The 24,160-nt window shown below is 64.7% G+C and carries 21 protein-coding genes and 1 pseudogene; 5 read left to right on the top strand and 17 right to left on the bottom strand.

The window, feature by feature from the left end; translation table 11 throughout:
• The 7 genes and pseudogenes from ACTHN9_RS25225 to ACTHN9_RS25195 form a co-directional block, all read right to left on the bottom strand.
• Positions 1-836, bottom strand: an 836-nt coding sequence (locus ACTHN9_RS25225; RefSeq protein WP_440539545.1) for a phospholipase effector Tle1 domain-containing protein, incomplete at its 3' end; no start/stop codon positions are given.
• Positions 833-1,495, bottom strand: a complete 663-nt coding sequence (locus tag ACTHN9_RS25220; RefSeq protein WP_440539544.1) for a DUF3304 domain-containing protein — start codon at positions 1,493-1,495, stop codon at positions 833-835. The genes ACTHN9_RS25220 and ACTHN9_RS25225, both read right to left, overlap by 4 nt.
• Positions 1,492-1,623 (bottom strand): hypothetical protein, encoded by a 132-nt coding sequence (locus tag ACTHN9_RS25215; RefSeq protein WP_440539543.1) that lies wholly within the window; start codon positions 1,621-1,623, stop codon positions 1,492-1,494. Before ACTHN9_RS25215 ends, ACTHN9_RS25220 begins: the two co-directional genes overlap by 4 nt.
• 12 nt (positions 1,624-1,635) lie before the next feature.
• Positions 1,636-1,770, bottom strand: a pseudogene (locus tag ACTHN9_RS25210) (hypothetical protein); the annotation flags it as partial.
• A 255-nt stretch (positions 1,771-2,025) separates the two neighbouring features.
• Positions 2,026-3,552, bottom strand: coding sequence for an efflux transporter outer membrane subunit (locus tag ACTHN9_RS25205; protein WP_440539542.1), 1,527 nt, complete (start codon positions 3,550-3,552; stop codon positions 2,026-2,028).
• A gap of 1 nt (position 3,553) precedes the next feature.
• Positions 3,554-6,757: an efflux RND transporter permease subunit gene (locus ACTHN9_RS25200; protein ID WP_440539541.1), complete on the bottom strand. Its 3,204-nt coding sequence runs from the start codon at positions 6,755-6,757 to the stop codon at positions 3,554-3,556.
• 19 nt (positions 6,758-6,776) lie between these two features.
• Positions 6,777-7,982, bottom strand: coding sequence for an efflux RND transporter periplasmic adaptor subunit (locus tag ACTHN9_RS25195; RefSeq protein ID WP_440539540.1), 1,206 nt, complete (start codon positions 7,980-7,982; stop codon positions 6,777-6,779).
• 412 nt (positions 7,983-8,394) lie between these two features.
• Between ACTHN9_RS25195 and ACTHN9_RS25190 the strand changes: the two genes are divergently transcribed.
• Positions 8,395-9,045, top strand: coding sequence for a TetR family transcriptional regulator (locus tag ACTHN9_RS25190; RefSeq protein ID WP_440539539.1), 651 nt, complete (start codon positions 8,395-8,397; stop codon positions 9,043-9,045).
• Between the two features lie 294 nt (positions 9,046-9,339).
• Here ACTHN9_RS25190 and ACTHN9_RS25185 read toward each other — a convergent pair whose 3' ends face one another.
• From ACTHN9_RS25185 to ACTHN9_RS25175, 3 genes are all read right to left on the bottom strand, one after another.
• Positions 9,340-9,777 carry a DUF29 domain-containing protein gene (locus ACTHN9_RS25185; RefSeq protein ID WP_440539538.1) on the bottom strand — a complete coding sequence of 146 codons (438 nt, stop codon included), beginning with the start codon at positions 9,775-9,777 and terminating at the stop codon, positions 9,340-9,342.
• A gap of 268 nt (positions 9,778-10,045) precedes the next feature.
• Positions 10,046-11,050 (bottom strand): hypothetical protein, encoded by a 1,005-nt coding sequence (locus tag ACTHN9_RS25180; RefSeq protein WP_440539537.1) that lies wholly within the window; start codon positions 11,048-11,050, stop codon positions 10,046-10,048.
• Positions 11,051-11,155: 105 nt separating this feature from the next.
• Entirely contained in the window at positions 11,156-11,800 is a 645-nt protein-coding gene (locus ACTHN9_RS25175; RefSeq protein ID WP_440539536.1) for a cysteine hydrolase family protein, read from the bottom strand.
• Between the two features lie 226 nt (positions 11,801-12,026).
• On the opposite strand from ACTHN9_RS25175, the gene ACTHN9_RS25170 reads away from it, so the two are divergent.
• A complete protein-coding gene (locus ACTHN9_RS25170; RefSeq protein WP_440539535.1) occupies positions 12,027-13,025 on the top strand; it encodes a GlxA family transcriptional regulator in 999 nt (332 codons plus the stop codon).
• 24 nt (positions 13,026-13,049) lie between these two features.
• On the opposite strand, the gene ACTHN9_RS25165 is transcribed toward ACTHN9_RS25170, so the two are convergent.
• From ACTHN9_RS25165 to ACTHN9_RS25140, 6 genes are all read right to left on the bottom strand, one after another.
• Positions 13,050-13,817 (bottom strand): CoxG family protein, encoded by a 768-nt coding sequence (locus ACTHN9_RS25165; RefSeq protein ID WP_440539534.1) that lies wholly within the window; start codon positions 13,815-13,817, stop codon positions 13,050-13,052.
• Between the two features lie 24 nt (positions 13,818-13,841).
• Entirely contained in the window at positions 13,842-14,207 is a 366-nt protein-coding gene (locus ACTHN9_RS25160) for a DUF427 domain-containing protein (RefSeq protein ID WP_440539533.1), read from the bottom strand.
• A gap of 158 nt (positions 14,208-14,365) precedes the next feature.
• A complete protein-coding gene (locus tag ACTHN9_RS25155; protein WP_440539532.1) occupies positions 14,366-14,857 on the bottom strand; it encodes a carboxypeptidase regulatory-like domain-containing protein in 492 nt (163 codons plus the stop codon).
• A gap of 160 nt (positions 14,858-15,017) precedes the next feature.
• Positions 15,018-16,514, bottom strand: coding sequence for a DegQ family serine endoprotease (locus ACTHN9_RS25150; protein WP_440539531.1), 1,497 nt, complete (start codon positions 16,512-16,514; stop codon positions 15,018-15,020).
• 122 nt (positions 16,515-16,636) lie between these two features.
• The gene (locus tag ACTHN9_RS25145; RefSeq protein WP_440539530.1) at positions 16,637-17,938 is read right to left on the bottom strand and encodes an ATP-binding protein; all 1,302 of its coding nucleotides are present in this window, start codon (positions 17,936-17,938) and stop codon (positions 16,637-16,639) included.
• Positions 17,939-18,026: 88 nt separating this feature from the next.
• Positions 18,027-18,686, bottom strand: a complete 660-nt coding sequence (locus ACTHN9_RS25140) for a response regulator (RefSeq protein WP_440539529.1) — start codon at positions 18,684-18,686, stop codon at positions 18,027-18,029.
• A 180-nt stretch (positions 18,687-18,866) separates the two neighbouring features.
• On the opposite strand from ACTHN9_RS25140, the gene dacB reads away from it, so the two are divergent.
• The 3 genes from dacB (at position 18,867) to ACTHN9_RS25125 (ending at position 22,843) form a co-directional block, all read left to right on the top strand.
• A complete protein-coding gene (dacB, locus tag ACTHN9_RS25135; RefSeq protein ID WP_440539528.1) occupies positions 18,867-20,495 on the top strand; it encodes a D-alanyl-D-alanine carboxypeptidase/D-alanyl-D-alanine endopeptidase in 1,629 nt (542 codons plus the stop codon).
• 220 nt (positions 20,496-20,715) lie between these two features.
• Positions 20,716-21,651, top strand: a complete 936-nt coding sequence (locus tag ACTHN9_RS25130) for a sterol desaturase family protein (RefSeq protein WP_440539527.1) — start codon at positions 20,716-20,718, stop codon at positions 21,649-21,651.
• Positions 21,638-22,843, top strand: a complete 1,206-nt coding sequence (locus tag ACTHN9_RS25125) for an SGNH/GDSL hydrolase family protein (RefSeq protein WP_440539526.1) — start codon at positions 21,638-21,640, stop codon at positions 22,841-22,843. The genes ACTHN9_RS25130 and ACTHN9_RS25125 overlap by 14 nt, the downstream gene beginning before the upstream one ends.
• 255 nt (positions 22,844-23,098) lie before the next feature.
• Here ACTHN9_RS25125 and ACTHN9_RS25120 read toward each other — a convergent pair whose 3' ends face one another.
• Positions 23,099-24,148 carry an L-threonylcarbamoyladenylate synthase gene (locus tag ACTHN9_RS25120; RefSeq protein ID WP_440539525.1) on the bottom strand — a complete coding sequence of 350 codons (1,050 nt, stop codon included), beginning with the start codon at positions 24,146-24,148 and terminating at the stop codon, positions 23,099-23,101.
• Positions 24,149-24,160: the final 12 nt, after the last annotated feature.

Raw genomic sequence — 24,160 nt, 5'->3', positions numbered from 1 at the left:
ATGCGCATGGCTCCGTTGTTGGCGAAGGCGAAGTGTCCGTCGAACGAGCCGATGTTGACGGTCGCGCGAGTGGAGTCGGGCGGACCTACGGACGCAACCGTATCGAACAGTCCCAAGAAGTTCACTTGGTATTGCAGTGCGCATTTGCCTCCGAACTTGGGCACGAGATTGCCCCCTGGGGCCCATTCGTTTACCAACTTGTGGACGAACGCACGGGCGCACGCCGCGCCGCGCGAAAAGCCGATGACGTTGATCCAGATTTTTTTGATGGTGCGGGGTGGATGATCGTTGTCTACGGCGAGTTTGTGCGTAATGCCTAGAGTCTGGAGCGGTTCATCGAATACGCTCATATTGCCGTTGTCAGCCGCGCCGCAAAGGGTCCCCGATTTTTTGAACGAAATCAGTGGTAGGCTCTTGTCCGGCGCTATCGCGAGGTACGCAGCATTCAGAACACGGACGTACCCCAGCAGACAGCGCGCGTTGAAGCCCTTGGCCATTGCCTTGCCCATCTGCAGATAGGTGTCTTCTCCTATTTCGGGGAGTGGCGTGCCAACACCTGGAATATAGAATTTGAAAACACCATTGTCGACATCGTCATGTGCGACGTTAAAAAGCCGTGCGACATTCGTATGTGTTCGCTTAAGCGAGTCCCGCAGGGGATTATCGGCCGCGTCGTTGTTGTTCGTGCCGTCGAAGAAAAGACTGACCTGAAGGGTCTGCTGGCATGACCGAGTTTCGTCATGCATGCGTAGCGCCCCGACCTTGAATGCATCTTCGCTTTGCGATAGTTGCAGCCGTCCACCGTCCGGCATCACCTCCGGCCATTGGATCGTCATTCCCCCCCTCCCTTTCTGTACAGCCTGTTCCACTCTCGGTCTAGCACGCCCTGCGCGATGTAGGGATCGTTGTCAGCTGGGCGGTCGTTTGGATTGTTGCCGCCACCTTGATTCCCGTCGGATACCATGATGCGTACGCGGTCGCCGGGCAGAAAGATGCCCCATACGCCCCCGGCATTCTCGCCGTTGTACTGTGCGATCCGAACCTTCTCGGCCTTGTACCAGTATCCCGGCGTCTTCCCGTCTTGCTTCTTATCCACCAGCCATCGCACCGTTAACCTCAGGTCCGGCTGCCATTCTTCCGGAATGCTAGTGCAGCAGACCCCCGCACCACCACCGGACGGCCTGCCATTCGACTTTACCGGCATCACGTTCGGCCCCCCGCCACCAATCCCGCTTCCTTGAGGACCGGTTATTGCAAAGCTATGGATGTACCAAGGTGTATAGTTCAGCGCCATGGTGTCTCCCGACAGCAGTGCGACATGCCGAGGTAGATCCGCCGGTGCTACGGCAGCCGACGGCGCCACGGCGCAGGCGACAAGTGACATGCAAAGAATCGGCAGCGCTGCGACCTTTGCAAAGCGCAATCGCACATTAGCGCGCTTACGGATCCCCCCGTTTGCGGCTTCTCGCATCGCTTCGTGCCATTGAATCTTCAATTCACTCCTCCCTTTCTATACTGCCGGTTCCATTCTTCGTCGAGCGAGCCCTGCGCGGTGTAGGGGTCGGTATCGGCAGGGCGGTTGTTCGGGTTGCTGCCACCGTTCAAGTTACCGTCAGTAATCATGACGCGGACTCGGTCGCCCGGCAGAAAAATGCCCCACGCCTCGTTTTCGCTCGCGCCCTCATACGTCGCAATGCTGACGTTCTCAGCCTTGTGCCGGTATTCGGGCGTCCCTTGTGGGTGGCGGTGGCTCTTTCTGTGTTGGCGTAGCCACCGAGTCGCGCAGGTAAATACGCAAAGTGGCGCTGATACGCGCGCTCAAAATCGGCGCATCGTACAGCGTAATCTTTATCAACTCAACTTCTATAGAGTTATTTCACACCGAACCACTAAAACGCATCGTACGCTTCCTGAAATACGGAAACTTCGACTATGCAGAATGGGTAAGCGAGGAATAGCGCGTCCCCAAAAAAAAACGGCGACCCTTACCGATCGCCGCTTTTCCGTGCTCGAATGTGTTTGGATTCACCCCGACGACTTCGCCGAAGCCGAACCCGACGCCGCCCCACTCGCCGAAGCCGCCCCCACCGTCGCCGGCGCATCGGCGGGCCGCGGCGTCTCGCCCGTGTCCGCGATCCAGCCGCCGCCGAGCGCCACATACAAAGCGACGAGGTTATCGAGCCGCGCTACGCGCGCGTTCACGAGTGCCTGCTGCACCGTATAAAGGTTCGTCTGCGCGGTCAGCACTTGCAGATAGCTATCCACGCCATTCTTGTACCGCAGTTGCGACAGATCGAGCGTACGCGACTGCGCGAACGTCGTGCGCTCGAGCGAATGAATCTGCGCATCGTAGGTGCTGCGTGCGGCTAAATCGTCGGCCACTTCGCGGAACGCAGACTGAATCGCCTTCTCGTAATTGGCGATCTCGATCCGCTTTTGCACGTTGGCGAGATCGAGGTTGGCCAAGTTTTGTCCCCCCTCGAAAATCGGCAGCGTGATCTGCGGCGCAAACGTCCACGCGGCCGACCCAGCCTTGAACAAACCGCCCAGCGTCGGGCTGGCCGACCCCACGCTGCCCGTCAGCGAGATACGCGGGAAGAACGCCGCGCGCGCCGCACCGATGTTCGCATTGGCCGCGCGCAACGTCGCTTCGGCTTCCATGATGTCGGGCCGGCGCGTAAGCAGATCGGACGGCAAGCCTGCCGGAATATCGGTGAGCAAACGCTGATCGTCGAGGTTGCGGCCTGCCGGCAGATCGTCGGGCAACGGTTGGCCGACGAGCAGCACCAGCGCATTCTCGGCCTGCGCCCGTGCGCGCGCCTGTGCCGCCTGATTCGCGCGCGCCTGCTCGACGACCGTCTCCGCTTGCCGCAAGTCGAGTTCCGAGCCGGTACCGTTGTCGAACTGCAGTTTAGTGAGCGAATACGATGCCTCGGCCGTCTTCAACGTGTCGTCGGTGATCTTCAGCAGATCGTCCACTGCCAGCATTTGCAAGTATTGCTGCGCCACCTGCGACACGAGCGCGATCTCGGCGGCCTTGCGCGCTTGCGCGGTGGCCAGATATTTCTCGAGCGCTTGATCCTTCAAACTGCGAATGCGCCCCCAGAAGTCGATCTCCCACGAAGCGTTGAAGCCCGCCTGGTACTCCTGCGAGATCGCTTTACCGCTAGGCGACAAATCCAACGGCGTGCGCTGGACCTGCTTGGTGCCTTGCGCATTGATCGCCGGGAACAACTGCGCGCGCGTGATCCGGTATTGCGCACGTGCCGCGTCGACGTTCAACACGGCCACGCGCAAGTCGCGGTTGTTCGCAAGCGCGAGTTCGATGATGCGCTGCAGGCGCGGATCGGAGAAAAACTCGCGCCAGCCGATATCGACGGCCGCGCGCCCCTGGGCCGTGTCGCCCGCTGTCGTGGTCGGCTGCGTCGCATAGACGCCCGAGGCCGGGAACGCCCCCGACACGGGCGCGGCCGGCCGCTCGTACTTCGGCTCGAACGTACAACCGGCCGCCAGCACCGCGACGGCGAGCGCAATCAAGGAATATCGTTTCATCTCAGTGTCCTTCATCGCCGTTCTTGTTCTCGCCCGAGCCCGGCGCGTGGCCTCCATGGTGCGCCTCGGCCAGACGAGCCGCCTGGTCGACGTCTTCCGTCTCGCCCCCGAACTTCGCACGAATCACGACGAAGAACATGGGGATGAAGAAGATCGCGAGGAACGTGGCCGTCAGCATCCCGCCGATCACGCCCGTGCCGATCGCATGCTGGCTGGCGGAGCCCGCACCGTTGCTGATCGCAAGCGGCAGCACGCCGAGAATGAACGCCATCGACGTCATCAAGATCGGACGCAGCCGCAAGCGTGCGGCTTCCATCGCCGCCTCGACGGGCCCCATGCCTTCGGTACGCTGCAGCTCGCGCGCGAACTCGACGATCAGAATCGCGTTCTTGGCGGATAAGCCCACCGTCGTCAGCAGACCGACCTGGAAGAACACGTCGTTTTCGAGCCCGCGCAGCGTCGCGGCCAACAGCGCACCGATGACGCCCAGCGGCACCACCATGATGACGGAGAACGGAATCGACCAGCTTTCATAGAGCGCGGCCAAGCACAGGAACACGACGAGAATCGACACGCCGTAAAGAATCGGCGCTTGCGAGCCCGATTGGATTTCCTGGAACGAGAGCCCCGTCCACGCATAGCCGATACCGGCCGGCAGCTTCGCCGCGATCTTTTGCATCGCTTGCATCGCCTGGCCCGTACTCTTGCCCGGCGCGGCGGAGCCTTGGATCTCCATCGACGAAATGCCGTTGTAGCGCTCGAGCTTCGGCGAACCGAACGTCCAATGGCCCGATGCGACCGACGTGAACGGCACCATCGTGCCCGACGTATTGCGCACGTACCACTTGCTCATATCCTCGGGCGACATGCGGAACGGCGCGTCGGCCATCACGTACACCTTCTTGATCCGGTTGTCCGTATCGAGGAAGTTGTTGACGTATTGCGACGCCCACGCCACCGAGAAGGTCTGGTCGATCGCTTGAGGCGACACTCCGAGCGCTTGCGCCTTCTCGCGATCGATGTCGACCTTGAACTGCGGCGTATCGTTAAGCCCGTTCGGCCGCACACCCATGAGCGTCGGATCCTTGCCCGCCATCCCCAGCAACTGATTGCGCGCGGCCATCAAGGTGTCGTGGCCTAAGCCCGCGTTGTCGGTCAATTCGAAGTCGAAGCCCGAAGCCGTACCCAATTCCGGGATCGACGGCGGATTCACCGGGAACACCATCGCGTCCTTGTAGCGCGAGTAGTGCATGAACATCCGCTGAATGATCGCCTGCACCTTCTGATCGGAGTGCTGACGCTGGCCGTAATCCTTGAGCCGCACGAACACGAGGCCCGAGTTCTGACCACGGCCGGCAAAACTGAAGCCGTTCACCGTGAATACCGATTCCACGAGCGACTTCTCGTTCGTGAGCAGGTAATCGGAGATGTTCGACAGCGTGCGCTCCGTCGTTTCCTGCGTCGACCCCGTGGGCGTTTGCACGAGCACGAACATGAGGCCTTGGTCTTCGTCGGGCAGGAACGACTTCGGCAGCCGCGCGAACAGCAGGCCGACGGCAACGATCACGGCCAAATAGATCACGAGCCAGCGGCCGGAGCGGCGAATCACGTGGTGCACGCCGCTGTGGTACTTGTCGCGGCTGCGATCGAACGTGCGGTTGAACCAACCGAAAAAGCCCGTCGTGGCCGCATGCTCGCCCGGTTGGACCGGTTTCAGAATCGTCGCGCACAGCGCCGGGGTCAGCACCAACGCCACCAGCACCGACAGCACCATCGCCGAGACGATCGTCAGCGAGAACTGGCGATAAATCGCGCCGACGGAGCCGCCCGACAGCGCCACCGGCACGAACACGGCCGACAGCACGAGCGCCACCCCCACCAGCGCGCCGGTAATCTGCCCCATCGCTTTACGCGTGGCCTCTCGTGGCGAGAGGCCCTCCTCGCTCATGACGCGCTCGACGTTTTCCACCACGACGATCGCATCGTCCACGAGCAAACCGATCGCGAGCACGAGCCCGAACATCGACAGCACGTTGATCGAGAAGCCCACGGCGTTCATGATCGCGAACGTGCCGAGCAGCACCACGGGCACGGCGATCGTCGGGATCAGCGTGGCGCGCAGGTTCTGCAGGAACAGGTACATCACGAGGAAGACGAGCACGATCCCTTCGAGCAGCGTCTTGATCACTTCCTCGATCGATAGGCGAACGAAGGGGGTCGTGTCGTACGGATACTTCACGACGAGACCGTGCGGGAAGTACTTGCTCAGCTCGTCGATCTTCGCGCGCACTTCCTTGGCCGTTTGCAGCGCATTCGCGCCGGTGGCCAATTGAATCCCCATGCCGGCCGTCGGCTGCCCGTTGTACTTCGTATCGAAGTTATACGTTTCGCCGCCGAGTTCCACGCGCGCGACGTCCTTGATGCGCACTTGCGAGCCGTCCGGGTTCACCTTGAGCATGACGTCGCCGAAATCCTTCGGCGTGCGCAGCAGCGTTTGCTCGGTGATCGTTGCCTGCAGCATCTGGCCCGGAACGGCCGGCGTGCCGCCCAACTGACCGCCCGCGATCTGGACGTTTTGCTGCTGCAACGCGGTGACGACGTCGCCCGGCGTCAAGCTGTAGTTCGTCAGCTTCGTGGGATCGAGCCAAATGCGCATCGCGTATTGCGTGCCGAACAGCGTGACGGTGCCGACGCCGTCGAGCCGGCTGATCGGATCCTGAATGTGCGACGCGACGTAGTTGGCCAAATCGTACCGGCTCATGCTGCCGTCTTGAGAAACGAAGGCCAGCACGAGCAAGAAGCTGCTGCTCGATTTCGTCACCTTCGTGCCGAGCTGCTGCACGACCGTCGGCAACAGCGGCGTCGCGAGCGACAGCTTGTTTTGCACCTGCACCTGGGCGATGTCCGGGTTCGTGCCGGCGTCGAAGGTCAGCGTGATCGTGGCCGTGCCCGAATCGTCGCTCGTCGAGGACAAGTACAGCAGGTGGTCCAGGCCGCTCATCTGCTGCTCGATGACCTGCGTGACCGTGTTTTCGACCGTCTTCGCCGATGCGCCCGGATAGCTCGCCGAGATCTGGATCGACGGCGGTGCGATGGTCGGATATTGCGCGATCGGCAGTTTGAAGATCGACGCGATCCCCGCCAGCATCAGGATGATCGCAATCACCCAGGCGAAGATCGGCCGATCGATAAAGAACTTAGCCATTGTTGCGGGCTCTCCGTGTTCAGGCGGCGGGCGCTTGCGCGCCCGAGGCCGGCGCGGCCCCGCTGGCCGGGGCGCCCGTCGCAGCCGCCGGCAATTGGGCCGGGACCGGTTTCACTTGCATGCCGGGGTGGACTTTTTCGGTCCCCTGGACAATCACGCGATCGCCGGGCTGCAAGCCGCCGTCGACGACCCAATCGGGGCCTCGCATGCCGGATGTGACGAGCTGACGCGACGCGACCTTGTCGTCGGGACTGACGACGAGGGCGACCGCACTGCCCTTCTGATCGTGGGTGACGCCGATCTGCGGCACGAGCATCGCGCGCTCGTTCACGCCTTCTTCGATGCGCGCGCGCACGAACATGCCCGGCAGCAAGACGCGGTTCGGGTTCGGGAATACGGCACGGATCGTCACGGAGCCCGTCGATTGATCGACGGTCACGTCCGAGAACTGCAGCTTGCCCGGCAGCGGATACGGCTGGCCGTCTTCGAGAATCAGCGTGACCTTCGCGGCACCCGGGCCGCTCGTCTTCAATCGACCTTCCTGCGCTTCCCGGCGCAGCTTCAGGCCGTCCAGGCTCGATTGCGTCAGATCGACGTAGACGGGATCGAGCTGCTGGATCGTATCCATCAGCGTCGCCTGGCTCGCTTGCACGTAGGCGCCCGGCGTGACTTGCGACAGACCCGTGCGGCCGCCGATCGGCGCCACGACATCCGTGTAGCCGAGGTTGATCTGCGCGGTCTCGACACTGGCTTTGCCCGCGGCGACATCGGCCGCGGCTTGGCCTTGCGCGGCCACGGCGTTGTCGTAGTCTTGCTTGCTGACGGCGTTCGCCGCGACGAGCACCTTGTAGCGATTTGCTTGCGCCGTCGTGGTGGCCAGATTCGCCTGCGCCTTGGCAAGCGTCGCCTTCGCGCTGTTCAAAGCGGCCTGATACGGCGCGGGATCGATCTTATAGAGCCGTTGGCCCGCCTTTACTTCGCTGCCTTCGGTGAATTCGCGGCGCAAGACGATGCCGTCGACACGGGCACGCACTTGCGCCACGAGGAACGCGCTGGTACGGCCCGGCAGTTCGGTCACGACGGGCACCGCGCTCGGCTGCACGGTGATGACGCCCACTTCGGGCGTTTGCTGGGGCGGGGCGGACGGCTTTTGTCCGCAGGCCGCGAGCGCCATGGCCGCGGTGGCGGCGCAGATTAAGCGAAATGGAACCGGTTGGACACGCATGGAGCGACCTCTGGTCTATAACTGGGAACGAAATGATCCTGTCGCGCCTCTTCCCCCCGCGAGGCGCGCGGCGCGACGGTCGTCGCAAGACGCTTGAGTGAGTCGATGAGCGCCGGCACGGGTGCTAGGCGCAGGCGCCATGGCCTGCGCGAGCCGCGCTAGGGCGCGCGATGCACGTGACGATGTAGCCGGCTCGCGTGCAAACGACTGACGATAATACCCGTGATTTCAGTTAGGGCACTTCAAACGCCGCCGCGTATTTTATATACATTCTCGATTGTATGTAAAATGGCGATCATTACATGATGTTGCCGAGCCACGTCCGTGCTTGACGGTCGACGCAAACTCGCGACAACGCACCGACGGCGGCCGGATGTCCGCCCATTGAGACGCCCTCCCCACGGGCAAAAAAATGGTCAGACGAACGAAGGAAGAAGCCCTGCAAACGCGCAACCGGATTCTCGATGCGGCCGAGCAGGTGTTTTACGACAAGGGCGTATCGCGCACGTCGCTTGCGGATATCGCCGCCCAAGCCGGCGTCACGCGCGGGGCGATCTATTGGCACTTCGAGAACAAGGGCGATCTGTTCACCGCCATGTTCGACCGCGTGCTGCTGCCGCTCGACGAACTCGGCGCGCCGCCCGCCAATGAGGCCGAAGCAGCCAACGACGATCCGCTGGCGCGGCTGGCCAGCGTGTTGAAGTGGTGCCTGCAAGCCGCCGCAGGCGACCCGCGCCGCCGGCGCGTGTTCGATATCTTGTTTTTGAAGTGCGAGTTCGTCGACGAGATGGGGCCGGTCAAGGAACGGCATCAAACCAGCATGCGCGAGGGCGTGAGCAAGATCGAAGCCGATTTGATCCTAGCGGTCGGCAAGGGGCAGTTGCCGGCCGATCTCGATACGCGCCGCAGCGCGTTGTATGTGCATGCCGTCGTCGGCGGCTTTTTGCGAGATACGCTGCTGTTGCCAGCCTCGGACAATTTCGCGTCGCACCTCGACGCGTTCGTCGACGCGTGCATCGATGCGTTGCGGACGAGCCGGGCATTGCGTCGGACCGGCGCGTGAATTAGGCCGGCGCCCAAGGTACTACTGCTCGGTTTTTGCGGCCTGTCGAGGCGCGAGCGAAGGAAGTTAAAGCGCGCTAGCGCGCAAACGCCGACGGGCCGATCGTAGCGGCCCGGCGGGATAGTAAGAAGGGATGGGGAGTGCCGCACAAGAGCGGCTAAGGAGGTAGCGCGATCGCAAGCGCACTGGGCCGAGACGGTACAGCAGCAACTTACAGCAGGGCTTCCAAGCCCTTGTGCTCGACCAGGTCGAGCACTTTCAACGAAGGGCCGCTCGGATACGGCAGGTCACCGTTCAGTCCGGCAGGAACCCCTCGTCCAACACCTGCGCCATCGACCACGGGCACGACTCGGGCAACAGCGCCACGCCGATCTGCATCTCGGCGGCTGCCTGCTGACGGGCATCGCCCCACATATCGCTAATCCAGTCGCTATCGCTAAGCATGGGCTTCAGACTCGGGGTCTTGTCCAGCCGTCGCCCGATCGCCGTTCGTTGAATCCGCAGTGTCGTCTGCCAGCTCGCACCTCGCCTTTCCGGCTGGCATTGCCACTTTAACAAGTGCGCCAACAGCACCGCCATGCGGCTCGCCAGCTCACGCTGCTCGCTCTTGCCCACGTCCTCGATCTCCTCCGCGATGTGCTCGATGTCCAGCGCCGAGAACTGACCTGCGCGCAACAACGCAGCCTGTTCGTTGGCCCAGGCCACCACGTCCTTTTCGTAGCTCGTTCCCATTTTTCGGCCCCTAAGCTCAGTCACGCATGGCGCCATTTTAACCGCTCCCGTAAGTTCACCTATTCCTGCGCTCCGGCCTGCACCTCGGCGTCCAGTGCATCCAGCAAGTCGGCCACCGTCGCCGGAGGCTCATCCTCCCGGCCTCAGTGTCGCACGGTAAGCCGCGCCGGATGCGTAGCCGAATGGATATCCTTCAGCGCCCGGGTGCTCACCCGTGCGTAGACCTGCGTCGTCTCGATGTCCGCGCCGATCGGGCTGACGTCGAACGCTAAAAATTGCGCGCCAAGCCGACCATGAACAGATCCTGGTCCTTATCGTTGCCGGTTGCCACGCGATTGAAGCGCAGGCTGGCGGCCCAATCGTTCGTGACTTGGTAGCTCACTTGCGCACTGAGCAAGCCATTGAGCCGCGTCTTGTGCGAAAGCTCGTCGCGGTCGTACGAGAGGTAGGGGCCCACACCCGCCGATACCGTCCATTTGGCGAGGATCGGCGCGACATACCAGAACTGCGCCGCGACGCCTCTTCTGCCGGCCACCCCATTGTTGCCTTCGTAGAGCAAGCTCCCCGAATACGCCCAGGCGTTGCCCAATGGCCGTTTGACTTCGACCATATAGCCTTTCTCGATGGGCACCTGGGGATGGTTCGTCTGCGACGTCCCGGCCCAGACGCTCACCTGCGTCTTACCGTCGGAGAACGCCGGCTTGGCGTTGCCGGCGAAGTCCGAACCGATCCCGAACAGCACCATGTCGGAATTGAATCCGTCGATCATCTGGACATGGTTGTACTGCAACTTCAAGAAGAAACCGTTCGGCACCAGGTAGTAGCGCACGGCTGCCGAGGCCCGCACGCCCCACCGCTTCTCGTTGCGCGGCTCATCGCCGACGTGCGTCGTATCCATGCTGAAATACGGCCCGGCCGAGAGTTCGACGTTCACGCGATTGCCGATCGGCCAGCGAAACGCGCCCAAGGCGGCAAAGCCGTCGCGGTGATGATCGAACGGGTGTCCTTCGTTCAAGTAGACGACATAGGCCGAGAGGGTGTTGGTCAGCGCATCGCCGAAACCGATTTCGTAGGCGCGCCATCGCATGTCTCCGCCCTTCGTGGCGCTGCCGTCGCCATACACCGCGTAGACATCGATTTGTCGCGCCAGCGGCGCGGACGCCGCGGCGGCATTGGACGCGGCGTCCTCGGCGTACGCCATTCGGGCGCCCGAAAGCGCCGCGACGGCGCTTGCCAAGACGACACACGTGCGAGTGCGATGGCGCTTTCTCATGGGGTTACCCTCTGCGCGTTCGATGGCGGTAGTAGCGATTATAGGAAGCGCATCTCGCCGACGAAGCTCGCAAACTCGGGAAATCGGAAGAGACCGTGGGCCTGCTCACGATGCACTGAGCGCTGCCGCACATGCCCGCGCCTTCTTGTTCGACGCGCCGATCGATCCGCGCTCGAGCGTCTTGCCTGCGTTCACGGCGGCAATCCAATCGCCGGTGCCGACCACCGCCGCGAACCGCGAGTGCATGACGACGGTGAACGCGCGATGGATCTCTTCGGCGCTCGCATAGCCCGCGTCGTTTTCATAAGGCAGCGAACCGGTCGCATCGTTCAGGTATTCCACCTTCATGCCGGCATGCGACGCATGGAGCACGGTCGATACGTTGCAGTTGTGCGTCATATAGCCGACGACCGAGAGCGTATCGATCTCCTGCTCGGCGAGCCAATCGGCCAGATCGGTGCCCGCGAACGAACTCGGCAGCGTCTTCTCGATCAAGCGATCGTAGGCCCGGCTCGCCACGACCGGATGCAACGCGGCGCCATGCGAGCCGCGTGCGAACATCGCCGCGCCCGCTGCCTCGAGGTGCTGAACGACGATCACCGGTATCGCGTGGGCATGGGCGGCGTCGATCGCGCGGCCGATGTTAGCCAGCGAATCCTGCACGGGCGGATATTCGATCGGCAGCTCGCCGGTGACGTATTCGTTTTGGACGTCGATGACGATCAAGGCGCGGCGCGGCGTGGTGGACATGGCGAATCTCCGTTGAATGATGGGTTGTACGGGTTGAGCGTCGTTTCGTCTCGGCCGTGTTCGGGGATCGATACGCGGCGAGGGCATGGGTCACATTGTTCCCAAACCGGCTTACCACCGACAGCGGCCCAAGTGCCATTGATCGATATAATCGGGCCAATCGGCGTGCCCCCGCCATCGGCGTTCGTTGTCCCCTACTTCCGAAAAAAGAAAACGAAGCCTCGTCATGACGCACCTAGCCCACATCGCTCAGCTAGCCCCTTCGCCCGTCCAGCCCCCCATCGTTGCCGTCGTCGCCTTCGACGGCATTAGCCCGTTTCATCTGTCGGTGCCCTGCATCGTGTTCGGCGAAGACTACGGCGCGGGCGGCGTGCCGCGCTTCGACGTCCGCGTCTGCGCCGAGGCGCCCGGGATGCTGCAAACGACGGCCGGCTTCGCGATCGGCGCCCCACATGGGCTCGATGCGGTCCACGCCGCCGATATCGTGATCGTGCCGAGTTGGCGCAATGCGCTGGAGCCGCCGAGCGATGCGTTGATCGATGCGTTGCGCGGGGCACAGGCGCGCGGTGCCCAGATAGTGGGGTTGTGCTTGGGGGCGTTCGTGTTGGCCGCGGCCGGGATCCTCGACGGCCGCCCCGCCACGACGCATTGGGCGTGGGCGGAGGCGTTCGCGCGCCGCTATCGCGCCGTGCGCGTCGATGCGGCCGTGCTCTATATCGACGACGGCCAGGTGCTGACCTCTGCCGGTACCGCGGCGAGTCTCGATTGCTGCCTGCATCTGCTGCGCCGCCGCTGCGGCGCGCAGGCGGCCAACTACGTCGCAAGGCGGCTCGTCGTCCCGCCGCATCGGCAAGGCAGCCAAGCGCAATACGTCGAGCAGCCGATCGGGATTCGGGCACGCGACGAGCGGCTGTCGGCCCTGCTCGATTGGGTGCAGGCGAACTTGCGCGAGCCGCATTCGCTCGATTCGCTCGCGCAGCGCGCGTTGATGAGCCGGCGCACGTTCACGCGCCGCTTCAAGCAGGCCACGGGAACGACCGTCGGCGCCTGGCTGCTGTCGGCGCGTCTGTCGCGCGCACAGCAATTGCTCGAAACGACCGACGACAGCGTCGATGCGATCGCGGGCACGGCCGGCTTCGGTTCGGCGGTCTCATTGCGGCAGCACTTCGCCGAGGCATTCAAGACCACGCCGTCGAGCTATCGGCGCGAGTTTCGAGGCGTTTGAAGGGAGGTCGCGCGGGCAGTCCGCTCAGGCGAGCCAGCGCAACGCGTAGAGCAGCACGGCCACGAGCACGACGATGGCCACCCAAGCCCACGCCGGCATGGCTTGGGGCGAAGGCGCGCGATGCAGGCCCTGCGCGCCGCGCGGCGAAACCAGGGTGCCCGCGGCGCGGCCGCCGAGGGCCGCCGCTGCGCTGTGCTCCCACGTTTTGCGCCCGAGCCCGGCGAGATTGATCGGCCTTAAGAAAACATGCTGACGGCGCGGACCGGCCGCGGCCCGGTTGGCCCGCTTGCCGTGCTTCGCTTCCACCACGGCGCAAAATTCGGCGAAGAAATCGTCGGCCAACTCGTGCAGCGCGTTTTCGATCTGGCGCGGCGGCAACTCGGCTAGCGGTCCGGTCAGCGTGGCCCAGACCGAATACTCGATCCGCGTCGAATCGGCTTCGCCGCCCGCCTCGACGGCCCCGTCGCCGGCGAGCACGACATCGATCTGGCCGCGCAACGAACCGACGCCGGTCGCGCATGCCTTGAAATTGAGCGTTCGGTGCAAGGCATCGGCCGGCGTTCGGGCCTCGGCCGCAAGCCGCGCCTCGGCGCTCGCCAGATGCGCGCGCACGTCATAGCGGGCGCGCAAAGGGCCCAGCGGAATCGTGAGCGTGAGCGCGTACTCGCCGCTCGGCAGCCGGCCGAACGATTCGCAATTCTCGAGACTGGCGCGCAGCAAGGCAATGTCTTGCAAAGCGCCGCACACCGCGGACGGAGGCAGCGGGACACGCAGCGCGTCGGTCAGTTCCATGGCGGCTTCCTCGATCTGCCTCGCCTATGAGGTTTGATCGATGCGGTCGACACGCGACGAGTAGAACGCCACGCATCCTTTGATGGCATCCGCACCCGGTAGCGGAGACTCGTAGCTCCACGCGGCATCGACCACAGGACCGTCCTCTTCCGTGAGCAAATTGAAATACGCCGCATCGCCCTTGTACGGGCAATGCGAGGCGCTCGCCGATCGATGCAGGCGCGTCATGTTGACGTCCTCCCGTGGGAAGTAGAAGACGTCGGGCAAGCCCGTTTCCTTCAGCGTCAGCCCTCGTCGCGTATCCGCGATGGTGATGCCGCGGTGAATGACGCGCAGCCGGTGAGGGTTCGGCTCGATCTCGATACGGTGGGTGGCATCGGCATTCGTCATGGCTTTCCTCTTGCAAGGCGTATGCCGGGTGCCCGTGTGCACCGCACAAAAAAAGCCACGAGCGGGCGCCCGTGGCTTCATTATCGACGAAAGTCGGACTGCGTGGGCAGCCGGCCCTCTATCGTGCAGTGCGCAGACGAATGAGTGCGGCGGATGCGCTATTGCGTGTCCCAGTGGAAGTCCGCGCGCGCGCCGGGCGTTTTCGACACGGTGACGGCTCGCGTCTGGTCGTCGTCCTTATAGCGCGCATGGACCGTATAGCGGCCCGGCGGCAGCTTCACGAGCATATACGGCCCGCGCGAGTCCGCCTTTAGGACGTCGGCGTCGTGCGGACCGACGATGCGCACGTGGACATCGGCCAGGTAATCCGAGCCCGGCCCGGTAAATCGCATGGCCAGCGGCCATTCGTGCTCCGCGCGCTTGAGGGCATTCGATTCGTCGGTGCCCACACCGCCCGAGACATAGGCGATTTCGCCCTGGTGCTGGATTTGCGGCATACCGCCGCCGTTCACGTTGCCGGCACTCGTCATATCGGTGGTCGTGCCGCCGACCGTGCCCGAGGCTTGCGCCCATGCGCCGGCGGTAAAGCCGAGTGCCGTTGCCGCAGCAACCGCGGCGAGCATCGCCTTCTTGCTGGTTCGCGTTTTCATTGCATCGCTCCTTCCAGTTGCGCGCCCGTCACCTGGCTACCCGCGACATTGGCGCTACGAGAAAAGGCAAGCACACACCGTTCCCGGCAGGCCGCGTTCGGTCATGCGGCCTGCCCCTCGGCGCTCGAGCGCCGATGCGTGCAAACGTCAGCCCAAATCGTCAGCCCAAATCGACCGGCACGAAGATTTGCGCGTTATCGCGTTGAATCAGCAACGCCACGCTGTTGCCGGCTTTCGCGATCACATCGCGCAATTGCTCGACCGACGTGACCGGACGGCCGTTGACGGCCAGGATGACGTCGCCGGCCTGGATGCCCGCGCTAGCGGCCGGCCCGCTCGATTGCTGCACGAGCAACCCGTGCGTAAGCGAGGTGCCGCTGCGTTCTTGCGGCGTGAGCGGACGGACCGCGACACCGAGCCGCCCTTGCTCCGACGCCTTCGTGCCGTTATCGGCCACCTTGGTGTCGGACAGCGAACCGAGCGTGACCGTGACCTGCTTCTTCGCCTTGTCGCGCCAGACATCGAGCGTCGCCTTGCTGCCCGGCTTCATGCTCGCGATCTGCGAGGGCAAGTCGGTCGAATCGCTCACGGCCGTGCCGTTGACTGCCAAGATCACGTCGCCCGCCTGCAGCCCCGCTTTCGCGGCAGGGCCGCCCGGATCGACCGAACTGACGAGCGCACCGGCGGGCTTTTGCAAGCCGAACGAATCGGCCAACGTCTGATTGACGCCCTGCACGGCCACGCCGAGCCGGCCGCGGCTCACGTGCCCCGTCTTCACGAGTTCGTCCTTCACGCGAATCGCCTCGTCGATCGGAATCGCGAAGGACAAGCCCTGGAAGCCGCCTGTTTGCGAGTAGATCATCGAGTTGATCCCGATCACCTGGCCTTGCAGGTTAAAGAGCGGCCCGCCGGAGTTGCCGGGGTTCACCGGTACGTCCGTCTGGATGAACGGCGTGTAGTTCTCGTTCGGCAGCGAACGCCCCTTCGCGCTGATGATGCCCGAGGTGACCGTGTTGTCGAAGCCGTAGGGCGAGCCGATGGCGACGACCCACTGGCCGACCTTGCTCTGGCTCGGATCGCCGATTTTTACGGTCGGCAAGTTCGACGCGCTGATCTTCAGCACCGCCACGTCGGATTGTTTGTCGGTGCCGACGACTTTCGCGCGGAATTCGCGCTTGTCCGTCAGCTTCACGGTCACCACGTTCGCGCCGTCGACCACGTGTGCGTTGGTGAGGATATAGCCGTCGTTGCTGATGATGAAGCCCGAACCGAGGCTCGCGCTCGGCACGTCCTCTTGCGCGCCGGGACCGCCGTTGTCGCCGCCGTTGAAACCGGGGAACTGGCCGTAAAACCGCTTGAAGAACTGGTAGAACGGATCGTCGGGATCGACCGGCAGTTGCTGCATCGAGCGGCGCGCCGTCTGCTTCACGACGTGTTTCGCGCTGATGTTGACGACCGCCGGCCCGTAGGTTTCCACGAGCCCGGAGAAATCGGGGATACCCGTTTTCGCGGCGGCTTCGGCCGGCATCAAGGCGGCGGCTTGCGCGGCCGAAATGATGTGGGGATCGGCATGACGCGTACCGGCGACATAGCCCACGGACAGCGCGGCCGCAACGGCAATCGCCATGGCACCGCGAGAAAGCGTTCTTGCGTTCATAGGAAAGGGCCTCCTTGCTTGATGTCAGGCAGAGTAAAAGGCCTGTCTTAAAGGAGACTTAACCGTGAAACCGTCCGACAGGCTGTCCCAGCGGGCGATTCCGGCCTGGCGCCGCCCCATCCTTAAAACCGCACGGTGACGAGCAAGCCGCCGAGCGGCGCGTCGCCGAGTTCGATCGCGGCGCCGTGCTGGGCCGCAACGCGCTTGACGATGGCGAGCCCCAGGCCGCTGCCCGAGACGTCCGTGCGCGCGCGCGCCGACGCGTCGCGGTAAAACCGGTCGAACACGCGCGCGCGTTCCTCGGCCGGTATGCCGGGACCGCTGTCCGCGATTTGCACGCAGGGCCGGCCGCTGCCCTCGTCGGTGGCGAGCGTCACGTCGATACGACCGCCCGGGGGCGTGTATTTCACCGCGTTGTCGAGCAAATTGCCGAACATCACGCGCAGCGAATCGGCGTCGGCCGTCACCGTAGCCGGCTGCGACTGCTCGAAACCGAGATCGATGCCTGCGCGCTGGGCGATGGGCGCGTGCGCGGCAACGCAATCGGCGAGCAACATGCGCAAGTCGACGGCTTCCTTGACGGCGCTCGCGTCGGGTTCCGCCCGCGCGAGCGCGAGCAGTTGCTCGGCCAGCCGCGTGGCCCGCGTGACGCCGGCTTGCAGATCGGCCAGCGCCTCGCGACGCGCCTCGGCGTCCCCTGCGCGGGCGACGAGCTGCGATTGGATCTGCACGGCCGCGAGCGGCGTGCGCAACTCGTGCGCGGCATCGGCCACGAAGGCACGCTGCGTGTCGAGCGCGGACGATAAGCGAGTGAGCAGACCGTTGAGGGCGCGCACGAGCGGCCGCACTTCGAGCGGCAGACGCGCTTCGGGCAGCGGATCGAGCGCTTCGGGACGCCGGGCGTCGAGCGCCCGCGTGACGCGCCTGAGCGGGGCGAGCCCGCGCCCCACCACGACCCACACCGCCACGCCCAGAAACGGCAGCAAGACGATCAGCGGCCACAGCGTGCGCAGCGCGACGTTCGCGGCGAGACGATTGCGCACGGACAAGGGTTGCGCGAGCTGCACGACGTTATCGCCGACGATGGCCCCGTACACGCGCCAATCGCCGCGGTCCGTGCGCTCCGTCGAAAATCCGAGTTCCGCCCGCGGGGCCAGGGGCGCGCGCGGATGCGAGTAATACATGAGCGAGCCGGTGCGGCTCCAGATTTGGATGACGATGCCTTCGTCGGCATCGTTATGCGCCCCGAAAATTTGCGCGAACGGCTCGGACGGCAGGGCCGCGGCGATCTCTTGCAGCTGATAGTCGAATAGTTCGTTGGCCTCGGCGAGCGCCTGACGGTAGATGAGCCAACCGGCAAGGCCCACCCCCGCAAGAACGATCCCGATCAGCCAGAACAGCAGTTGACGGCGAATGGATTGCATCAATGCATCAAGTAAGGTCGATATGGCTGATGAGGGCGCGCTTAAGGCAACGGCCGGAAGAAGCGCCCGCGACGATCCGGCTCGCTCGCTAGTCCTTCGCGATCATGTAGCCCAAACCGCGCACGTTGCGGATCAGGTCGGCGCCGAGCTTCTTGCGCAACGCATGAATATAGACCTCGACGGTGTTGCTGCCGATTTCCTCGCCCCATCCGTACATCTTCTCTTCGAGCTGGGTCTTGGAGAGCACGGCGCCGGGCCTTGCCAGCAGCGCCTCGAGCAAGGCGAACTCGCGAGCGGACAGCGCCACGGGCGCCCCGTCGAGCGTGACTTGGTGCGCGGCCGAATCGAGCGTCAACGGCCCATGGCGTATCACCGATTCGCAGCGTCCGGCCTGACGCCGAATCAGCGCGCGCATGCGTGCCCCGAGTTCGTCGAGGTCGAACGGCTTGACGAGGTAATCGTCGGCGCCGGCATCGAGCCCTTTCACGCGATCGGCGATCGCGTCGCGTGCCGTGACGATCAGCACGGGCAGCGCATGACCTCGCGAGCGCAACGAACGCAGCACGTCGAGCCCGTCGCGCTTGGGCAAGCCCAGATCGAGCAGCACCAGATCGTAGGTCTCGCTGCCCGCCGCGGTCAGCGCGGCCTCGCCGTCTTGCACCCAATCCACCGCAAACCCTTCCCCGCGCAGCGCCTTGCGCACGCCTTCGGCGATCATACGGTCGTCTTCGACTAGCAGTATTCGCATTGCTCAACGCACCCGAAACGATCAGATAGCGCATTCTAGCGGGTCCGGCGTCGACAGTTCACGCGCATCTGCGCTCGCTTGCACCCTACAATGAGCGCTTCGCGCGCTCGAACGCGCTTACCCGCCCTTGTCATCCGGCCTTATCGGTCTTATCGGTCTTCGCGCACTATCGCCCTGTTCATGACGCTCGCCTCGCTTCTTTCGCCTCGCCGCCGCGCCGTCGCCGCATCGCCACGTTTCTCCGCTTCTCGCGCCTCCTGCGTGTCGCCCTCGTCGCCCTCGTCGCCCTTGCGGCCTTCCCCGCCGGCCGGCGCTCGCCGCGAACGGCGCGGCGCCGCGCTGCTGCGCACCGCCTGCGCGCTAATGGCAGCCGGCGCACTCGGCCTCGCCGCACCGGCCCACGCGCACAAGCTGTTTCATCGCCACCCTCGCGTCGCGGCCAGCACGCCGCAGTTGCCCGTCTCGGTCACGGGCGCGCTCAAGCGCGCGGGCGTGCCGATGTCGGATATCAGCGTCGTGGTCGAGCGTATCGGCGAGCCCACACCGCTCGTCGCGCTGAACGCCGATACCCCGATGCTGCCGGCGTCCACGATGAAGCTCGTGACGACTTACGCCGGCCTGTCGATCCTCGGGCCGGGCTACCGCTGGCGCACGAGCGCCTATGCCGATGGCGACGTCGATCGCAACGGCGTGCTGCACGGCAACCTCTACATTCAGGGCACGGGCGATCCGAAGCTCGTGCCGGAAGAGCTGATCGATCTCGTCGACAAAATCCGGCAAGGGGGCATCACCGGCATCGACGGGGCGCTCGTGCTCGACAAGCGCTTCTTCGATCCGTCCACCCGCGACCTGCCGCCGTTCGACGGCGATCTGACCGCGCCTTACAACGTCGGCCCCGATCCGCTGCTCTATGCGTTCAAATCGCTCTCGTTTACGTTGACGCCCTCGCCCGACGGCAACGTCGCCATCGACGTCCTCCCGGCCCTCGCGCAACTGCAAATCGACAACTCGCTGCGCGCGAGCCCCGGCGCTTGCGTCGGCGTCGACATGGCGCTCACGCCGAGCGTTACGCCGGAGGCGAACGGCACCGTCGACGCGCTGTTCTCCGGCGACTATCCCGTGCGCTGCGGCCCGCGCACGATCAACGTCGCCGTGCTCGATCACAGCGCGTTCTTCGCCGGCGGCTTTCTCGCGCTATGGCGCTCGGCCGGCGGCACCTTCGAGGGCACGACGCACGAGGGCCCCGTCCCCGCCGGCGCGCGGCTCGTGGCGACGCACCGCGGCCCCGTGCTGGGCGACATCGTTCGCGACATCAACAAGTTCAGCAACAACGTGATGGCGCGCAATCTGTTTCTGACGATCGGCGCCGTGGTGGACAAGCCGCCCGCCACGCCCGCGAAGTCGGCCGAGGTCATCGAGCGCTTCTTGCACACGCAAGGACTGGCGATGCCCGGTCTCACGCTGGCGAACGGCTCGGGCCTGTCGCGCGAAGAACATGTGAGCGCACGCTCGCTCGCCGATCTGCTGCAAAACGCCAACGCGAGCCCCGTCGCGCAAGTATTCGTCGCTTCGCTGCCCATCGCCGGGGTGGATGGCACCATGCGCAACCGGCTGCGCAACGAGCCGGTGCTCGGCAACGCCCATATCAAAACGGGCACGTTGAACGACGTGCGCGCGATCGCCGGCTACGTCGCGGCGGACAACGGCCAAAGCTACGTCGTCGTCAGCCTCATCAACGCCCCGCGCGCCGAGCAGGCACGCGCGGCTCACGACGCGCTGCTCGAGTGGGTCTATCGGGGTTTGCGCTAGCGCGCCGCTCCCCCTCCCGCCCCGGTCGGCGCCGCGCGCAAGACGCCGACCATCGAATACTTCTTCTAGGATCAAATGACGCCGGGCGTGACACGAGCGTGTACGCTGTCGGGCAACGACCGGCAGCTGACCGGCTGGATGCGTTTGCCCCGCGCGGCAGCGACACGGCGAAGCGCGCCGCGGGGCCCCATAACGACGAGACACGAAGGAGGAAGACGTCATGCAATTCGACGCCGAATTGCTTCTGCTCGCCATGGCGCCCGTCTTTCTCGCATGTATCGGCTGGGAGGCGTGGCACTTCGCGCGCACGCGCCGCGCCGAGCGGCTCTATAGCTGGCCCGACACCCTCTGCAACGCCGCGCTCGCCCTCATGCACCAAGGCGCCGATAAGCTCGCCTGGCTCGCGGTCGTGCCCGTGTACGCCTACGTCTACGCGCATTTGCGCCTGTTCACCTGGCAAGGCGGATGGCTTTCGTTCGCGGTGCTGTTCGTGGCACAAGACCTGCTGTACTACGCGTTTCACCGGTGCAGCCACCGCATTCGCTGGTTTTGGGCCGCGCACGTCGTGCACCATTCGTCCGAGCGCCTGAATTTGTCGACGGCGTTCCGCCAGAGCCTCATGTACCCGATCGCCGGCATGTGGGCGTTCTGGACGCCGCTCGCGCTGCTCGGCTTTCCGCCCAAACAGATCGTCGCGATCGTGCTGATCAATTTGGCGTTTCAGTTCTTCGTCCATACGCAGGCAATCGACAAGCTCGGGTGGCTCGAATACGTCTTCAATACGCCTTCCATTCATCGCTGCCATCACGCACGGAACCCACGCTATATCGATCGCAATTACGCCGGCGTGCTCGTTATTTGGGACCGGCTCTTCGGCAGCTATGTGCCCGAGGACGCGAGCGATCCGCCGCGCTACGGCATCGTCGAGCCGCTTGGCACCGATAACCCATTGAGCGCGACGTTTCACGAGTGGCGTTCGATGTTCGCCGATGCGCTGCACGCACCGCGCTTCGCCGACAAACTGCGCGCGCTCTTCGGGCCGCCCGAATGGGCGAGCGCCTACCACGCGGGACGCGCGCAGCCAGCACTCAGCATCATGCATCACAACACGGCCATACCGCCTATACGAGGAGATGAAGTCGATGGAACACGGTAAGAAGACCCAGAAAATCACTTGGCTGCGCGTGGCGCAAACCTCGATCGCAGCCGCGGCCTGCGCGCTGATAGCGGCCTGCGGCGGTGGCGGCGGCAGCAACAGCACGACGTCGACGGCTAGCGCGACGCCGCCCGGCGGCGTGACGATGCAGATCGTGTCGTTCGGCACGAGCCTGTCCGATGCGGGCACCTATTCGCCGGTCGTCGCGCAACAATTCGGCGGCGGCAGATTCACGACGAACCCGGGCCAAGTCTGGACCCAAAACGTCGCGAACTATTACGGCGGCACGCTCACGCCGGCTGTCGTCGGCGGCTTCGGCAAGGCGCTCGTGCCGGCCGGCGGCTTAGACTATGCGCAAGGCGGCGCCGAAGTGACGAACGCGCAGGGTATCGGCTGGGCGCCGAACAACTTGGCAGCCACGACCACGCCGATCGCGACCCAAGTGGCGAACTATCTGAGCGCGAACGGCAGCTTCAATGCGAACCAGATCGTCCTCGTCGAAGGCGGCGCGAACGACATTCTCGCGAACCTCAACACGCTGCTGGTAGCGGTGCAAACGGATATCGGCGGCGGCATGACGCCGACCAATGCGATCGCCAAAGAGGTGGGCGCCACGCTCGGCCCGGCCGCGCAAGCGCTCGTCACGCAAGTGGCCACGATCGTCGCCAAGGGTGCCAAGCACGTCGTGTTCGTGAACGTGCCCGATATCGGCCAGACACCGCTGGGCGTACAGGCGGCCGCGCAGAACGGCGCGGCGGCTCAGCAACTGATCTCCGGCATCGTGTCCGCGTTCAATCAGGGCGTCGCACTCGGGTTGCAGGCAGCGAATCTGCCTGCCGGGACGGTGATTTCGATCGATGCGTTCACCTGGCTCGATCAATTGATCGCGACCTCCCAGGCGAACGGCTTCACGGTGTCGAACACGAACACGGCTTGCAACTTGACGCAAATGCAAACGTCCGCCACGACTTACGCGCAACAGAACCCGAGCGTGCTGTTGCCGGGGCAGACGGCAGCGCAGTTCGGCGCGGCCCTCGCCTCGTCGCTGTTCTGCTCGCCGCAGACACTGACGGCGCCGAATGCGGACCAGACGTATATATTCGCCGATTTGGTCCACCCGACCACCCGCACGCACGTGCTGTTCGCCCAGTACGTGGAATCGCAAATCGCCAAGGCCGGGATCGGTCACTGACCTGCCCTGCGCTCGACGCGACCGGCTCGGCCGGCCGCGTCGCACAACCAAAAAACAAACGCCCGACTCACCGCGAGTTGGGCGTTGGTTCGTGTGCCTGCCGATACGGACAAAAGCCTTGGATGCTTCGGCGATCGATGTCGGCCGTGTAGGTTTGCCCCTGCGCCTCAAACCATCGATATCGCGCCAGACAGGTCAGGGTTGGGCAATGCGATCACACCGCCGACGGTTCGTTCGGCGCCGGGATCGGCCCTATCAGCCCTGCGCGTCGAACGCCGCGGCGGCCCGGCCAAGCCGATCGTTGACGGCGATCCATTCGAGCGTATCGGGCAGCTTTTCGACGAAGATCCGTTCGACTTGCGCCCGATCGAGCGCACGCAGCAAGCCGTACAGCTCCCTCGCATAGCTATGAGGATCTTCGGGCGCCGCGACGAAATGCACGTTCGGCGCATCGGCCCACGCGCCGGCGCGCGAGGGGCGCGCCACCAGTGCCACGCGCGCCCCGTCCGCTTGCGCGCCGGCAAGCAGCACCTGCAATGCTTCGAACGGTAACAGCGCAAGCGGCGTGCGCGGTGCGTAGTGCGCCTTCAGCGTGCCCGACGCACGCGGCGCCGTGGCATCGCTGCCGTCGGGCAAGCGCGGCGCGACGCCCAATACGTCGGCGATTTCGCGCGGCGTCACCCGCCCCGGACGCAACAGCGCCGGGAAACCGCGCGACAAATCGAGGATCGTCGATTCGATCCCGACATCGCACGCCCCGCCGTCCAGCACGTGAATCGCTTCGCCGAATTCCTCGCGCACATGCTGCGCCGTGGTCGGACTCACATGGCCGAAACGGTTGGCCGATGGCGCGGCCACGCCGCCGTGCCCCGCACGGCATGCGCTGAATGCATCCAACAGCCGCTGCGCGACGGGATGCGACGGACAACGCAGCCCGACCGAATCCTGCCCGCCGCTGACGGCGGCCGGAATACGCGCCGCGCGCTTGAGAATCAGCGTGAGAGGGCCGGGCCAAAACGCGTCGATGAGCTTTTGCGCGTCCGACGGCAAGTGCTCGACCCAGTACTGCGGATCGCCGTGCGGCGCCAGATGGACGATGACGGGGTGATTGGCGGGCCGCCCCTTCGCCGCGTAGATCCGTGCGACAGCGGCCGGATCGGCCGCATCGCCGCCGAGGCCGTACACGGTCTCGGTCGGAAACGCGACGAGTTCGCCCGCAGCGAGCAGCGCCGCGGCTTCGTCGATTTGCGCATCGGACACGGAAGGCTGGGCCGATGCGGCGGGGGAAGGCGAACGGTCGGACATCGTCGATCGGTA

This window comes from Trinickia sp. (assembly GCF_051953405.1).
Classification (GTDB): domain Bacteria; phylum Pseudomonadota; class Gammaproteobacteria; order Burkholderiales; family Burkholderiaceae; genus Trinickia.
Note: the sequence above shows the minus strand (reverse complement) of the source record. Positions and strands in the feature narration are given on the sequence as shown.